11 protein-coding genes are annotated in these 16,302 nt (G+C 64.3%); 7 read left to right on the top strand and 4 right to left on the bottom strand.

Going from position 1 to position 16,302, the window contains the following annotated elements:
• Positions 1–12 precede the first annotated feature (12 nt).
• Positions 13–1,545, bottom strand: coding sequence for an RNA polymerase factor sigma-54 (gene rpoN, locus AC6H34_RS15470; protein WP_448149105.1), 1,533 nt, complete (start codon positions 1,543–1,545; stop codon positions 13–15).
• 234 nt (positions 1,546–1,779) lie between these two features.
• On the opposite strand from rpoN, the gene upp reads away from it, so the two are divergent.
• Positions 1,780–2,409 carry a uracil phosphoribosyltransferase gene (upp, locus tag AC6H34_RS15465; RefSeq protein ID WP_448149106.1) on the top strand — a complete coding sequence of 210 codons (630 nt, stop codon included), beginning with the start codon at positions 1,780–1,782 and terminating at the stop codon, positions 2,407–2,409.
• A gap of 448 nt (positions 2,410–2,857) precedes the next feature.
• Complete coding sequence (locus AC6H34_RS15460; protein ID WP_497539339.1) at positions 2,858–5,815, top strand: autotransporter family protein; 2,958 nt, start codon at positions 2,858–2,860, stop codon at positions 5,813–5,815.
• 73 nt (positions 5,816–5,888) lie between these two features.
• On the opposite strand, the gene AC6H34_RS15455 is transcribed toward AC6H34_RS15460, so the two are convergent.
• Together AC6H34_RS15455 and AC6H34_RS15450 are read right to left on the bottom strand one after the other, a co-directional pair.
• Complete coding sequence (locus AC6H34_RS15455) at positions 5,889–7,130, bottom strand: aminopeptidase (protein WP_497539338.1); 1,242 nt, start codon at positions 7,128–7,130, stop codon at positions 5,889–5,891.
• Positions 7,131–7,187: 57 nt separating this feature from the next.
• Complete coding sequence (locus tag AC6H34_RS15450) at positions 7,188–8,387, bottom strand: MFS transporter (RefSeq protein WP_497539337.1); 1,200 nt, start codon at positions 8,385–8,387, stop codon at positions 7,188–7,190.
• Between the two features lie 244 nt (positions 8,388–8,631).
• Between AC6H34_RS15450 and dapD the strand changes: the two genes are divergently transcribed.
• Complete coding sequence (dapD, locus tag AC6H34_RS15445) at positions 8,632–9,498, top strand: 2,3,4,5-tetrahydropyridine-2,6-dicarboxylate N-succinyltransferase (RefSeq protein WP_497539336.1); 867 nt, start codon at positions 8,632–8,634, stop codon at positions 9,496–9,498.
• Between the two features lie 201 nt (positions 9,499–9,699).
• On the top strand, positions 9,700–10,869 hold the full coding sequence (dapE, locus tag AC6H34_RS15440) for a succinyl-diaminopimelate desuccinylase (protein WP_497539335.1): 1,170 nt from the start codon (positions 9,700–9,702) through the stop codon (positions 10,867–10,869).
• A 57-nt stretch (positions 10,870–10,926) separates the two neighbouring features.
• On the opposite strand, the gene araD1 is transcribed toward dapE, so the two are convergent.
• Positions 10,927–11,925, bottom strand: a complete 999-nt coding sequence (gene araD1, locus AC6H34_RS15435; RefSeq protein ID WP_497539334.1) for an AraD1 family protein — start codon at positions 11,923–11,925, stop codon at positions 10,927–10,929.
• 338 nt (positions 11,926–12,263) lie between these two features.
• Between araD1 and AC6H34_RS15430 the strand changes: the two genes are divergently transcribed.
• The 3 genes from AC6H34_RS15430 to argB all read left to right on the top strand — a co-directional run bounded on the left by AC6H34_RS15430 (position 12,264) and on the right by argB (position 16,257).
• A complete protein-coding gene (locus tag AC6H34_RS15430; RefSeq protein ID WP_448149113.1) occupies positions 12,264–13,520 on the top strand; it encodes a cyclopropane fatty acid synthase in 1,257 nt (418 codons plus the stop codon).
• 183 nt (positions 13,521–13,703) lie between these two features.
• On the top strand, positions 13,704–15,194 hold the full coding sequence (locus tag AC6H34_RS15425) for an MDR family MFS transporter (protein ID WP_497539333.1): 1,491 nt from the start codon (positions 13,704–13,706) through the stop codon (positions 15,192–15,194).
• 172 nt (positions 15,195–15,366) lie between these two features.
• The gene (gene argB, locus AC6H34_RS15420) at positions 15,367–16,257 is read left to right on the top strand and encodes an acetylglutamate kinase (protein ID WP_448149115.1); all 891 of its coding nucleotides are present in this window, start codon (positions 15,367–15,369) and stop codon (positions 16,255–16,257) included.
• Positions 16,258–16,302 lie beyond the last annotated feature (45 nt).

The raw sequence follows: 16,302 nt of genomic DNA, 5'->3' as shown, positions 1-16,302 counted from the left end.
TCGCAACCCGCATCACCGCTGCGCCTTCTCGCGCCGCCTCTCGACGGAGGATGCGATACGCATCGACTCGCGGTACTTGGCCACGGTGCGCCTTGCGATGTCGATGCCCGCCTCGCGCAAGAGGCTGACGATGGTATCGTCGGAAAGGATGGCGTCCGGCGCCTCCCCATCGATCATCTGCCGGATCCGGTGGCGCACCGCCTCGGCCGAATGGGCCTCACCGCCCTCGGCATTGGATATGGAGGCGGTGAAGAAATATTTCAGCTCGAACAGGCCGCGCGCCGAGGCGATGAACTTGTTCGCGGTGACGCGCGACACCGTCGACTCATGCATGCCGATCGCGTCGGCCACCGTCTTGAGGTTAAGCGGCCTCAGATACTGGATGCCGAGCGCGAAGAAGGCATCCTGCTGGCGCACGATCTCGGTGGCTACCTTGAGGATGGTGCGGGCGCGCTGCTCGAGGCTCCGAGTTAGCCAATTGGCGGTCTGCAGGGCCTCGGCAAGAAAGACCTTGTCCGCCTCGCTGCGCGCGGTGCGCGCCACTTTCGCGTAATAGGTCTGGTTGACCAGGACGCGCGGCAACGTATCGGCATTGAGCTCGACGAGCCAGGTGCCGTCCGGCGCGGCACGCAGCAGCACGTCGGGCACGACCGGCTGGATCGGCATGGATCCGAAGGCGAGTCCCGGCTTGGGCGTGAGGCCGCGCACCTCCGCGATCATCTCGGCGACGTCCTCCTCGTCGACCCCGCACAAGCGTCGCAGGGCCGCCACGTTGCGCCTGGCCACCAGTTCCAGATTGTCGAGCAGGACTGCCATGGCAGGATCGAGCCGGTTGCGCTCGGCGAGCTGGATCGCCAGGCATTCCTTGAGGGACCGGGCTCCGACGCCGGACGGTTCGAAGCTCTGCACGACGAGGAGCACCGCCTCGACCTCTTCGATCGGTGCGGACAGCCGTTCCGCGATCTCATCGAGGCTGCCGGTGAAATAGCCCGTCTCGTCGATCTGATCGATGATGAAGTGGCCGATCAGCCGGCGCCTCGGATCTTCGAGCGCGAGGGCGAGTTGCTCTTCCAGGTGGTCGGCGAGAGAAATCTCCGCCGCTGCCAGCCCCTCGAAATTGATGTCCTCCTCGCCGCCATGGCCACCTGCGCCGACATTGGACCAGGAGGAAACATAGGGATCGCTGCCTGCGGCCTGCTCGATGGCCTGCGGCGCCTCCTGGCGCTCCGGCGGGCGTTCGTCGGGGAAGACGTTGTCGAGATCGGTACCCAGGCCCTCCTCCAGGGCCTCGCGCGAAGGCGCCATGTCGTCGCGCAGCCAGTCGCCATCGGCGGGATCGGCACCGGAGGCGGGCGCAAGCGTTTCCGGCTCGCGCGACAGCTCCCCATCGGCACGGTCGAGCACGGGATTGCGCTCGAGTTCGGCTTCGACATAGGCGCTGAGATCGAGATTGGACAGTTGCAGCAGCTTGATCGCCTGCATGAGCTGCGGCGTCATGACCAGCGACTGCGTCTGGCGGAACTCAAGCCTTTGCGACAACGCCATACTCGGGGGGCCCGTTCAGATTGCCAGGTTGGTAACTCGTCCTGCACGGAGCCGCGTGGCGCGGGCAACGGCCCGCGGGCTGCCGCCCAATGCAAGTTTCGCGCCACATCTTTGACATGCATGTCACAAAATGTCACGCACGGATGATGAAAGACGTGGAAGGCTTTTCGCCACGCCTTACCCCGCGCGCGAAATCGGCTAGGTAAGGGAAACGGCCGATTATGGGAGACCCCGATGGAAGGCGTGACAGTCGTCGATCATCCGCTGGTGCAGCACAAGCTCACCCTGATGCGGGACAAGAACCGCTCGACCAAGGGCTTCCGCCAGTTGCTCAACGAGGTCGGCCGCCTGCTCTGCTACGAGGTCACCCGTGATCTCCCGCTCGAAATGGTCGAGATCGAAACGCCACTGACCACGATGATGGCGCCGCGCATCACCGGCAAGAAGCTGGTGTTCGCGCCGATCCTGCGCGCAGGTGAGGGTTTTCTCGAAGGCATGCTCGATCTCGTGCCCTCCGCCCGCGTCGCCCATATCGGGCTCTATCGCGATCCGGAAACACTGCAGGCGGTGGAATATTATTTCAAGGCACCACCCGATGTCGCCGAGCGCCTGGTGATCGTGCTCGACCCGATGCTCGCCACGGCCAACTCCGCCGTCGCCGCCATCGAGCGCCTCAAGGCGCGAGGGGTAAAGGACATCCGTTTCGTCTGCCTGCTTGCCGCCCCTGAAGGCATCAAGCGCCTGCGCGACGCCCATCCCGACGTGAAGATCTGGACGGCCTCCATCGACAGCCATCTCAACGATCACGGCTACATCGTCCCCGGCCTCGGCGACGCGGGCGACCGGATCTACGGGACGAAGTAGCCAAGTTCGCAGATTCCACGAAGGCGCCGGCAAGGCCCTCAGCATGGAAAGAGGCAGGTCTCGACAAGGCTGCCTCCCTAGGCTCGCACATCTCGACTTTGGAGACGCGTCTGGCCCACTCTCAGGCCAGCCAACGCTGTCGTGCTCGCGCTGGAATATTTGACATCATCCGATTTACTGGCACCCCAGCAGCGGGATGCATGTTGCTTCAGCCAGAAGGCAAAGTGCCTCAAAAATATACAATTAACGGTTGTGTTGCTCAAATATCATATTCCGTAACGTCATAATATGATACGAGTGCCTTAGTTCCGACATTCGCAGGCACACCGTGAAAAAATATTCATATATTACTTCTATACCACTGAATACCTATTTCGGAAACAAAGTTATTTCTAATTCTCGACACCGGTCACGGCAGTCATTTACATACCTTGCCGTACCACTTTTAGTGGCGTCGGCAGCAATACCTGCCAAGGCCGCCTGCACACCGGCATCTGGAACGGTCGTCTGTTCTGGCACCACGACCACGACCCAGACCATATTAGTTGACCAGCCGACCACGATCACGACGACATCCGGCTTCAGCCTTGACAGCGCTCCGGGCACAATTGGCATCTCTATCAATGGCTGGGGCGCAGGCCCGATCACGTTCGACGATCAGAACGCGTCCTCGATTACCGGCGACATTGACGGCATCAATGTCCAGAATCCGGATAACCTGGCTAGCAACACGGCCGTGGGGCCGCTGTCGATCACCACGACCGGCAAGGTGACCGGCAGAACGGGCATCGGAATATTCGTCTACCACGCCGGACGCTTGGCCGGTGATCTGACGATCAACGCGGTTGACGTCACAGGCGCGACCTATGGCATCTACACGCTCAACAGCGGAATTGGCGCGGCGACCCATATCACCACGACCGGCACGATCGAGGCAACCAGCGGAACCGGCCTGTACGCCCTCAACTCGTCACCAGCGGCGGGCTTGACCGTCGAGGCAGCCACCGTGACAGGTAGGGACGGAGGCATCATGCTCGGCAACCAGGGAGCAGGTGCGACGAGCCTGACGGTGCAAACCGTCACAAGCACGAACGGCAACGCGATCTATGCCGACAACAGCGGCAACGCAACCAACCTGACGATCAAGGCGGGAACAGTGTCGGGCGGCGTGGCCGGCATCTTCGCCACCAACTACGGTTCGGGCTTCACTGATATCGCAGTCACCGGCACGCTCACGAGCACTGGCGGGATCGGCATCTACGCCGCCAATGGCACCTTTGGCGGCCCCATTGCGACCGACCTAATTATCAATGCGGTCGACATCGTGGCGGCCGACAGAGGTATTGCCGCCATCAATCAGGGGGCGGGCCAGACCAGCATCACCACGACCGGCACCGTGACAGCGGCCGGCAGCACCGGCATCGACGCTCTGAACGGCTCCCTTTCCAAGGATCTAACCATCCAGACGAAGGCAGTGACCGGCGGACAGGACGGCATCGCAGCGACCAATCTGGGCTCCGGCTTCACTTCGATCACCGCCGACGGCGCAGTGGAGGGCACGAGCGGCAACGGCATTTCGACCGCGCTGAACGGCAGCGGGGACGCGCGGGTCACGCTGACGGCCAACGGCCTGGCTCAAGGTGCCGCAGCAGGTATCTCCGTCACGACGTCGGGAAGCGACCGTGCGGCGACGATCGACAACGCCGGCACGATCCGGAACCTGTCGGCTGCGTCGAACGCCGTCGCGATCGGATCGCAGGGCGACGTCTCCGTCGCGATCAACAATGCCGCCTTGGTCACGGGTACCGTCGCGCTTGCGGATGGCGACGATGTCTTCACGAACAAGGGCGGCGCGATCTGGAATACAGCGGGCGGCACCAATGAGTTTGGCGCGGGCGACAATGGCGTCGACAACCAGTCCGGTGCGAGGATCGTGGCAGGCGCCGCTGGTGCGGCCGCGCCGGCAATCACCCGCTTCAACAATGTAGGCACATTCACCAATGGCGGCGAGATCGCCATGCAGAACGGCGTCGTCGGCGACCAGACGGTGATCCAGGGCAATTATGTCGGCACGGGCGGCACGATTACGCTCGACACCACCCTGGGCACGGACGGCTCACCCTCCGACATGCTGGTGATCCAGGGCGGCACGGCGACCGGAACGACCAAGCTCGACATAGAGAATGTGGGCGGTGCGGGCGCTTTGACCACCGGCAACGGGATCATGATCGTCAGCACCCTCGACGGCGCCACAACCGAATCCACCGCCTTCTCGCTCTCCCACGCGGTTGCCGTCAACGCCTACGACTATGGCCTCTACTATTCGAGCCTCAGCCCGAGCGAGGACGACCAGAACTGGTATCTACGCTCGACCGGCAAGCTGAACCCCTCCTCCCAGACGGCGCTCCCCTATGCGGACGTGCTCGGCAACTATGCGCAGGCGACCCTCGGCACCTTGCAGCAGCGCACGGGCAACCGCATCTGGCCGGGCGGCGGAGCGCGGGTGGCAGCCGATCTGCGGGCCAGCCAGGCCATGGCCTATGCGCCGGGCGGCGCCGTGATCTACGGCCAGGGTGCCTGGGGCCGCATCGGGGGGCAGTATTCCTCCTACGATCCCCGATCCGGATCCTCCTATACCCAATCGATCGGCTTCATGCAGGCGGGCTATGAGGGCGTGGCCTTCGAGAGCGCCTCGGGCGACCTGACCGTGGGCGGCTATGCCACGCTGGGCACCTCCTCGGCGCGGATCGACACCACGCGCGATCCGGTGACGGGCGCCCTGCGCGCCAGGGGCAAGATCACGACCACGGGCTACGGCGCGGGCGTGAACGCCACCTGGCTCGGCAATGACGGCTTCTACGCCGATGCCATCGGCCAACTCACCTGGTATGACAGCAGCCTGTCCAACAAGCCGGGCGGCCACAACCAGGGTTGGTCGTCGGCGTTGAGCCTCGAAGTCGGCAAGCGCTTCGATCTGGGTTCGGGTTGGGCGGTCGTGCCGCAGGTCCAGTTGGCCTGGACACATGTTGATTTCGACGACTTCACCGACATCAACGGTTCGCCGGTAAGCCTCGGCAAGGGCGACAGCCTGAGGGGCCGGGCCGGGCTGCGGGTGGAGAACCTGTCGTCCTGGCAGGATGAACGCGGCCAGACCCGACGCCTGCAGGCCTATGGCATCGTCAACCTGACCTCGGAATTCCTCGGCGGAACCTCGGTCGAGGTGGCGGGTGCCTCGATCACGCAGAAGAACAAGCGCCTGTGGGGTGAAATCGGCCTGGGCGGCAACTACGCCTGGAACGACCAGTGGAGCGCCTATGCCGAAGCCTCCTATGCCGCGGCGATCTCATCGGGATCGGGCGACAACTACGCCGTCAAAGGCACTGCCGGGCTGCGCTACCGGTGGTGAGGCGCCGGCGGCGGCGATGCCGCCGGCTCATGCACTGCCTGATCGGCGCGGGTGAGACACCCGCGCCTCTCGCCTACACCCATTCGCCCTTGCGCATCAGCGGCTCGGCCTTGCCTGCCGCGGTGATGCCGTCGACGTCGATCTCGCCCGAGCCGATCATCCAGTCGATGTGGATGAGGCTGTTGTTGGCGCCGCGTACGGCCAGTTCATCGGGGCTGAGCGAGCCGCCATTGATGAAGCACTGGCTGTAGGACTGGCCAAGCGCGATGTGGCTCGCGGCGTTCTCGTCGAACAGCGTGTTGTAGAAGAGCAGGCCGCTCTTCGAGATCGGCGAGGAGAAGGGCACCAGCGCCACCTCCCCCAGATGGCGCGAGCCGGCATCGGTCTCCAGCACCTTCGACAGGACGTCCTTGCCGCTCGCGGCATCCGCCTCCACGATGCTGCCGCCCTCGAAGCGCACGGAAATCCTGTCGATCAAGGTGCCCTGGTAGGAGAGCGGCTTGGTGGAGGACACGTAGCCGCTGACACGGTCGCGATGCGGCGTGGTGAAAACTTCTTCCGTGGGAATGTTGGGATTGCAGGTGATGCCGTTCTTGGCCTTGGACGAGCCGCCATGCCATTCATGGTCATCAGCCAGGCCAACCGTGAGATCGGTGCCCGGCCCCGTGAAATGCAGGGCCGCGTAGCGCTTGTTGTTGAGATAGGCCGCACGGGCATGGAGATTGTCGTTGTGCTTGGCCCACGCGACGATGGGATCGTCCGTGTCGATGCGCGACGCCGCGAAGATGGCGTCCCACAATTTTCCCACGGCCACTTCCTCGGTGTCGTTCGGAAACACGGTGCGAGCCCAGGCGGGCGACGCGTAGGAGACGATGTTCCAGTTGATGTCGAACCCGACGATGAGTTTCTGGGCCGGCTTGTAGGCGGCCGAGCGCGCACGGTTGGCGCGGGCGACCTTGGCCGGATCCTGCCCGGCCAGCAGGGCCGGGTCCTCGCCCGCGATGGCGAGCCGGGCGGCCCCCTTGGCATAGGCCGCGGCCATCCCGTCGAACAGCCAGCCCGTGGCGGTATCGAAGGCGTCGTCCGGCGCAAAGCGATAGCGGGCCAGCGTCGACTCCTCGTCCGAGAACAAGGTGGTGACCAGGCTCGCGCCTGCCCTGTAGGCATGCTCGGTGATACGGCGCACCAGGGGGAGGGCGTCGATCGGCGCCGTCATCACCAGTTCCTGGCCATGCGCCAGGCCCAGCCCGACTTTCACGGCCGTCTCGGCAAACTTGTCGAGACGGGCATCATGGGTCGCAATGGGCTTTTGCATGGGAAACCTCGCTGGTATCGAAACAGGCGCGCAGACCATCAACGATGCATCGCGCCGTCAAGCCTTTTGTGGCGCATGCGCGGCGGCGATGCCGACCACGGCGAGCGCCAGCAGGCAGCTTGCCGCACCGGCGAGATAGATCGAGCGATAGCCGAAGCCGTCCGCCAGGATCCCCGCCGCGGGACCCGCCAGGCCCAGAGCGATGTCGAAGAAGGCGATGAAGCCGCCGATCGCGAGTCCCCTGCTGTGGGGCGCCACCCGGCGCACCGCTTCCACCCCCATGGCCGGAAAGACCAGCGAGAAACCGATACCGGTCAGCACCGCTCCCGCAAGCGCCGTCGTGCTGCTCTGGGCACCGAAGAGCATGAACTGGCCGACGGCCTCGATGGACAGGGAAACCGCCGCCACGCGTGCGCCGCCGATCCTGTCCGGCAGATGCGCCAGGAACAGGCGAACCAGGATATAGCCCGCGCCGAAGCCCATCACGGGATAGCCCGCGCCTTGCCAACCCCGCGATGCGTAATAGAGGGCGACGAAGGCCGTCAGTGCAGCGAAGGGCGCCGTGGCCAATGACAGGGCGAGGCCATGGCGCCAGATCAGTCCGATGACACGGTGGAACGGCTCGCGCCGGGCACCACCCGCGGGGGCGGGACGCTCCAGGCACAGGGCGATCGCCAGCGCGGCAAGCGGCAGCGCGATACCGGCGACGGCCACGCCGTCGAAGTGCCAGTGCGCCGCAAGGAACAGGCCGAGCGGCGCCCCGAGGCCGACGGCGGCGTACATGGCGATGCCCTGCCAGGCCATGACCTTGCCGGTCAGGGCGGGTCCGAGCCGGGCGATGCCCCAGGTCATGGTGCCGGTAAGGAAGAGGCTCTCGGCGACGCCAAGCAGCAGGCGGCCGGCCACGATGAGAGCGAGCGCGACGACCGGATCGGAAGCAGCCGAGGCCGCGAGATAGAACAAGCCGGTCGTAGCGGCGAGCGGCAGGCCCGCCCGGACAGCGGTTGCCGGCCCCGATGCATCGCAGACACGGCCGGCGAATTGCCGCGTCAATACCGTTGCCAGCGACTGGATACCCACGGCACAGCCGGCCGTGACGGTGCTGAAGCCCATGATGTCCCGTACCTCGACGGGGATCACGGGCAGCGCCATGCCGATGGTGAGAAAGCCAAGAAAGACGATTGCCACGAGAGGCGCGAGCCGCGCGAGCGGGCCGGGAATGGAAAGGGTGGTGCAGGGTCGGTTCTGTTCAGTCATGATTGCGCCATGCGAGCGAGGGCTGCCCAAAAAGACGGCCCAGGTGGCGCGTTGACTGACGTGAACGCTTACGATCGGGATCCTGCAGGCCCTGCCGGCGGCAAAGGTGAAATCAGGATGATTTCGGTCTGATACTGAACGCTCCGCGGGGCGTCAAGCATCGCCGTCTCGATTCAGCAGCAGCAATGCTTGACACAAGCCGCCTTGGCGCGGCAATTGCGGCGAAAGCCTGTGAGGAGAGAACATGGAAATCGCCCGTCTGCAGACCGTCATCGATGCCGCCTGGGAAGACCGCGCCCAGGTCAATTTCGAGACCAAGGGCGAATTGCGCGCCGCCGTCAATCACACGCTCGGCCTGCTCGACGAAGGCAAGCTGCGCGTGGCTGAAAAGGTGCCGGGTGCCACGGGCAAGGATAGCTGGCATACCCACCAGTGGCTGAAGAAGGCGGTTCTGCTCTCCTTCCGCCTGAACGACATGACCGCCATTCCCGGCGGACCGGGCGGCACGACCTGGTGGGACAAGGTGCCCTCCAAGTTCGAGGGCTGGAGCACGGCCGAGTTCCGTCATGCCGGCTTCCGTGCCGTGCCGAACTGCGTCGTGCGCCGCTCCGCCTATATCGCACCCGGTGTGGTGCTGATGCCGTCCTTCGTCAATCTCGGTGCCTATGTCTCCGCTGGCACCATGGTTGATACCTGGTCGACCGTCGGATCCTGCGCGCAGATCGGCAAGAACGTCCATCTTTCGGGCGGCGTCGGCATCGGCGGCGTTCTGGAGCCGCTGCAGGCCAATCCCACCATCATCGAAGACGATTGCTTCATCGGCGCCCGCTCAGAGGTCGTCGAGGGCGTGGTCATCGGCGAAGGCTCCGTGATCTCGATGGGCGTCTATATCGGTGCCTCGACCACGATCATCGACCGCGCGACCGGCCAGATCTACAAGGGTTACGTCCCGCCCTATTCCGTGGTGGTTTCGGGCAATCTGCCCGGCAAGCCGCTGCCCGACGGCCGCCCTGGCCCCTCCCTCTACTGCGCCGTGATCGTCAAGACCGTGGACGCGCAGACGCGCTCCAAGACCAGCATCAACGATCTTCTCCGCGACGGCAATCATTGAGGGGATGGCCAAAAGCCTCGAACATCGCCCCTCTCGTCGGATGACGAGGGGGCAGTGGACAAAAGAGGACTGGACGGCCAATTTCCGCCGCCACATTCCATGAGAAGCGATCCTTGACCAAGGTTCTTCTCCGAATTCGCCGCATATCCGTATCGGCCTATCCACCTTGATTCGTCGCTCTCGTCATGGCAACCACAGCCGATGAGTACCCTCCCCTTCGATCCTCGCGATCCCGTCGCGCTCACCCAGGCCCTGATCCGCTGCCCTTCGGTAACACCCGCGGAAGGCGGTGCCCTGCATCTCCTGGTCGAAATCCTGCAGGCCCACGGCTTCGAAACACACCTCGTCCCCTTCAGCGACGAGGACACGCCCGACGTGGCCAACCTCTACGCTCGCATCGGACCGGCCCACCGGCCGGCTCTCATGTTCGCCGGCCATACCGATGTGGTGCCGCCGGGCGACGAGGCCCGCTGGAGCCACGGACCGTTTTCGGGTGACATCGTCAATGGCGAACTCTACGGGCGCGGTGCAGTCGACATGAAGGGGGGCGTCGCCGCCTCCGTCTCGGCAAGCCTGCGTCACCTCGACGAGCATCCGGACGATCCCATCGCCTTCCTGATTACGGGCGACGAGGAAGGGCCCGCCATCAACGGCACGGTCAAGCTGCTGGACTGGACGGTGGCGAAGGGCGATCGCATCGGCCATTGCGTGCTCGGCGAGCCGACCAATCCGGCCAAGCTGGGGGACATGGTGAAGATCGGCCGCCGCGGCTCGCTCTCGGGGACGATCACCGTCTACGGCAAGCAGGGCCACGTGGCCTACCCGCACCTTGCAAGCAACCCCGTGCCGCAGATGGTACGCCTGCTGGCGGCACTGACAGCGGAGGAACTCGATCACGGCAGCGAACACTTCGATGCTTCCAACCTCGAGGTCATCTCGGTCGATGTCGGCAACAAGGCCTTCAACGTCATTCCGGGGCAGGCGCGCGCCACCTTCAACGTCCGCTTCAACGACCATTGGAACCGCGAAAAGCTCGAAGGCTGGATACGCGGCAAGCTCGACGGCGCTGCCGGCAACGACATCGTCTATGCGCTGGAACTGGAGCGTTCCTCGTCCGAATCCTTCTTCACTCCCCCGGGTGCCTTCGTCGACGCGGTGGTGGGGTCGATCGAGGCCGAGACCGGCCGCAAGCCGCAGCTTTCAACCTCCGGCGGCACCTCGGACGCACGCTTCATCAAGAATGTCTGCCCCGTGGTGGAATTCGGTCTCGTCGGCAAGACCATGCACCAGACCGACGAACGCGTCGCGATCATCGACCTGGAAAGCCTGACCCGGATCTACCAGCGGATCCTGGAACAATATTTCAAATGAGTTTCCCGGGATCGCCGGCTTCCCTCCGTCGGTCCCGGGAGATGCCCGCGCTCCCCGTCACAGCACCTTCACCACGGGCCAGGGCGCGTCTGCGCGTCCGATCGGATTGACCAGGGGGAGGCCGAAAGGCGCGGCCGAGATCTCGAAGACGTCGCCGTCACGCGTGACCACGCCATCCGACACGCTCAGCGTCGCCGTGCCGAAATAATGCACGTTCACATCGCCCGGCTGGCGGAACAGCCCATATTTGAAGTGGTGTCCCTCGAGATTGGCGATGGTGTGCGACATGTTCGCTTCGCCCGTGAGGAAGGGCTTCTCCCAGATCACCTTGCCGTCGCGCAGGATGCGGGAGGTGCCGCGAATATCGGCGGGAGGCTCGCCGACCAGCAATTCCGGCCCTATCGAAGACACTCGCAGCTTCGAATGAGCGAGGTAGAGATAATTCTGCCGCTCGGTGACGTGGTCCGAGAACTCGTTGCCGAGCGCAAAGCCGATACGCCAGGGCGTTCCGTCCGGGCCGTTGACATAGATTCCGGCAAGTTCAGGCTCCTCGCCGGCGTCGAGCGCGAAAGATGGCGAGGGAAGCGCACCTTGCGGCGGCACCAGGGTGGAACCATCCCCCTTGTAGAACCACTCGGGCTGCACTCCCTCCTTGCCGGGCTCGGGGTGGCCGCCATCGAGACCCATGCGGAACATCTTCATGGAATCAGTCGCCTTGGAGAGGTCGGCTAGATCCTTGTGCATCTTGTCGCGGCCCTCGGCGCTGCCGAGGTGGGTCAGGCCCGTGCCGGCCACCATGACGTGGCCGGGATCGGGATGGTCGATCGGCGCCAGCACCTGCCCTGCCTTCAGGAGGGCGGCGAGATCCACGCCCTCGCCAAGGCCCCGGGCTTCGATCTCGGATTCCAGCGAATGGCCGGTCGCGATCGCGGCCTGCGCCAGTTCCAGCACGCTTCCGGCGCCCTTGACCAGACGTGAGACATGATCGCGGGTGGCGACGACGGCGCGCTGGCCGTCATGGCGGATCTGGGCGAGACGAAGGGGAGAGCTGGCCACGGGTCGCATTCCTCAGACAATTGTTCTTTGCGCGCGCATCATAGGAATCCTTCGGCACGGTGCAACGGCAAAATGCGCATTCTGCCAAATTGGCGACAATCGCTGCGCCGCACAAAAGCCGGAGGCTCCAAGGTATTCGCGGACCAGGGGTCGTGACCGGCGGCTCGAATCAATCGTCACGCGTAGAAAAACGATTGCATCGCTCACAAAATTGCGTTCAATTTGGGAACGGATCGTGTCGAATCTGCCAGCCATATAAAGGTCCTCAGCCCGGCGTAACTATATGCGGCGGGCGGCAGATCAGGCTCCAGCGACATCAATCCGTCAGGGTCCTGCAGATGTTTATTCTCGATACAATGTTGAAGCGCCTGGTCAAGAAAGGCGCGCTTACGATTATTGATCCCGATGGGCGTGTTCATACTTACGGAGACGGCCAGGGTTTTGTCAGCACGCTTCGAATTACGGACAAGGCAACTGCCTGGAAGCTTCTCACCAATCCCGAACTCGAGGTGGGCGAAGCATTCATGGACGGCCGGCTGGTGATCGAGAAGGGCGATGTCTACGACATGATCGCCCTCTTCATCCAGAATATAGGCTGGTCGACGAATATCGGGCCGCTGAGCAGCATCGGTTCGACCGCCCGCAAGGTCGGCCGGCGGCTCGCGCAGTATAACCCCGCCGGGCGCTCGAAGAACAATGTCGCCCATCACTACGACCTGAAGGACGAACTGTTCGACCTCTTCCTCGACGAGGACCGGCAGTATAGCTGCGCCTATTTCCCCTCCACCGATGTCACGCTTGAAGAGGCGCAGGCCTACAAGAAGCGCCATATCGCGGCCAAGCTGCTGCTGAAGCCGGGCGTCAAGGTGCTCGACATCGGTTCGGGCTGGGGCGGCATGGGGCTCTACATCTCCAACGTCACCAAGGCCGACGTCACCGGCATCACGCTGTCGGAGGAGCAGCACAAGGTTTCAAATGCCCGCGCGGCCGCCGCCGGTATTGCCGATCGCGTGCGCTTCGACCTGATCGACTACCGCAAGGTGACACAGAAGTTCGACCGCATCGTCTCGGTCGGCATGTTCGAGCATGTCGGCCTCAATCATTTCGATGCTTATTTCCGCAAGATCGCCGAACTCTTGAATGACGACGGCGTCGGCCTGGTGCATGCGATCGGCCGTTCCGACGGCCCTGGCGCGACCAACCCCTGGATTCAGAAGTACATCTTCCCGGGTGGTTATTCGCCGGCCCTGTCCGAGGTGTTGCCGGCCATCGAACGCGCCGGGCTGATCGTCACCGACATCGAGATCCTGCGCATCCACTATGCGGAGACGCTCAAGCACTGGCGTATCCGCTTCAACCACAACCGCGAACAGATCCGCGCGCTTTACGACGATCGTTTCTGCCGCATGTGGGAGATGTATCTGGCAGCCTCGGAGGCGACCTTCCGCTGGGGCGGCCATATGGTGTTCCAGATCCAGGTCGCGAAATCGATCGACGCCGTACCGCTCACCCGCGACTATATAGGCGAGGCGGAGAAGGGCTTGCCGCTCGATCTCAAGCCGGTACCGGCGCCCGCCCGCGAGGCGGCGGAGTAAACCTGAATTCCAGCCGGACACCGCTCACGTGCCCGGCATCGATGGGACTTTCGAGATGGCGCGCATCCGAGTAATCGGGTGCGCGCCGGCCTTTGAGCAGCAGATCAAACAAATATCATTATTCCGCGCTAACTCGACTCCATACCTCAAGCCCTTTTTCAAGCCTTTCTCGGACTTCTTCTCATGACCCACCCAGAACCCGCGACGGCCGGCGCCCCGCTGAGCCCCGGCGAGGTGCGCTCGATCATCATCGGCATCATGGTCGCAATGCTGCTCGCGGCGCTCGACCAGACCATCGTGGCCACCGCCATGCCCACCATCGGGCGCAGCCTCGGCGATTTCGAAAACCTGCCCTGGGTGGTCACCACCTACCTGCTCACCTCGACCGCGGTGACGCCGCTCTATGGCAAGATGTCCGATATCGCCGGGCGACGAGGTACGCTGCTGGTGGCGATTACCGTCTTCGTCGTCGGCTCCGTCTTCTGTGCACTGGCCCCGAACATGCTCGTGCTGATTCTCGCCCGTGCGCTTCAGGGCCTCGGCGGCGGCGGCCTGATCTCGCTCGCCCAGACCATCATCGCCGACATCGTCTCGCCGAAGGAACGCCCGCGCTACCAGGGCATGATCGCCGGGGTCTTCGTGACCTCAAGCATCGCCGGCCCCGTGCTCGGCGGCTTCATGGCCGAGAAGCTGCACTGGTCGGCGATCTTCTGGATCAACCTTCCGCTTGGCCTGCTTGCCTTCTGGATGACGAACTCACTCCTGAAGAAGTTGCCGCGGCACGAGAGGCCGCACAAGCTCGACTTCCTCGGCGCCGCGCTGATGACGATCGCCACCGTCGCCCTGCTGCTGGCCCTCAGCCTTGGCGGCCCCCGCTATGCCTGGACGTCGCCGACCATCCTCGGCCTGATCGGCGGCTCGGCGGTGTTCTGGATCGCCTTCGTCGTGCGGCTGATGACGGCGCCGGAGCCGCTGATTCCACCGGAAGTACTGAAGAACCAGGTAGTGGCGATGGGTACGCTCGCGGCCTGCTTCGGAATGGGCGTTTTCATCGGCCTCACCATCTACACCCCGATCTATCTGGAGGGCGTCTACGGCCTCACCGCCAGCCAGTCCGGCCTTGCCCTCATCCCGCTCATGGTGGGCACGGTCATGGGAGCAACCTTCTCGGGCCGGCTGATGGCACGCCTCACCCACTACAAGCGCACGCCGATGATCGGCCTCACGGTTTCCGTCATCGCCCTGGCAGCCGTTGCGGCTTGGCCGGATAGCCTGCCGCTGGCCGCCATCGAAGTGATCTTCGCGGTTGCCGCCATCGGCATCGGCACGGTGCTGCCGGTCACTACCGTGGCGATACAGAATGCCGTGATGCAGCACCAGATGGGCACGGCGACCGGCACGATGAACTTCTTCCGCTCGCTCGGGGGTGCCCTCATCGTCGCCGGCTTCGGTGCGATCGTGATGGGCAGCCTGCCGGCCGAAAAAGCCGCCAGCGTAACCATGGACACGCTGGCGAGCACCCTCGCCGCCGGCGGCAGCAATATCGGCACCGTCTTCCGCTATGTCTTCGGCGCTGCCGCGGTGGGGACGCTCATCACGCTCTACAGCCTGATCGTGATGGAAGAGAGGCCGCTGCGCACCAAGGTGGGCGCCGCACCGGTGGTGGCGGAGTGACGGGCCGCAGTCGCGCGCGACACGGGCGTTGTGGGCGCGCATTCTTCCGCCGCGATGCGGCATCGGGAATGCAGCGCCATGTGCCGTCTTGCGCCCCGGCCGGCAATCTCCCTCTTCTCATGCCCGCAGCATGCTGTAAAAGCCCTTCCAACCTTCCTCGGAATCGCCAGTCATGAGCCCAAATCTCAGCGTCCACGAAAAGGCAGAAATCCTCTCCGAGGCCCTGCCCTACATGCAGCAGCATGACGATGCCACCATCGTCGTCAAATATGGCGGCCACGCCATGGGCAGCGAGGATGTGGCCCGCGAGTTCGCGCGAGACATCGTGCTGCTCGAACAGGCCGGCCTCAACCCGGTGGTGGTGCATGGCGGCGGTCCCCAGATCTCCGAAATGCTCAAGCGCCTCGGCATCAAGTCCGAGTTCGCGGCCGGCCACCGCATCACCGACGCCGCCAGCGTCGAGGTCGTGGAGATGGTCCTCGCCGGTTCCATCAACAAGCAGCTCGTCGGTTTCATCAATGCCGCGGGCGGCCGCGCTGTCGGTCTTTCCGGCAAGGATGGGCGCATGCTGATCGCCAGGAAGGCGACGCGCACCATCTACGATCCGGATTCCGACATCGAGAAGGTGGTCGATCTCGGCTTCGTGGGAGAACCGGACGTGGTGGACACCACGGTTCTGGACCAGATCATCAAGTCGGACATCATTCCCGTTCTGGCGCCTGTCGCCGCGTCCGCGGACGGCGGCACCTTCAACGTCAATGCCGACACCTTCGCCGGCGCCATCGCGGGCGCCCTGGGCGCAACCCGCCTGCTGTTGCTCACGGACGTGCCCGGCATCCTCGACAAGGACAAGAAGCTGATCGAGGAGATCGACGTCGAGGGCATCCGCCGCCTGATCGCCGACGGCACGATCACCGGCGGCATGATCCCGAAGGTGGAGACGTGCATCTACGCGCTGGAACGAGGCGTCGAGGCGGTGGTGATCATGGACGGCAAGGTGCCCCATGCCGTGCTGCTGGAACTCCTCACCAACCACGGTGCCGGCACGCTGATCCGCCGATAGGGCATCCCGCGCGCAAGACAGGTGCCGTGCGCCGGTATCCGGCCG

It is taken from the genome of Labrys sp. ALF-8, from assembly GCF_059699065.1.
This window is presented reverse-complemented; position numbering and strand designations above follow the sequence as displayed.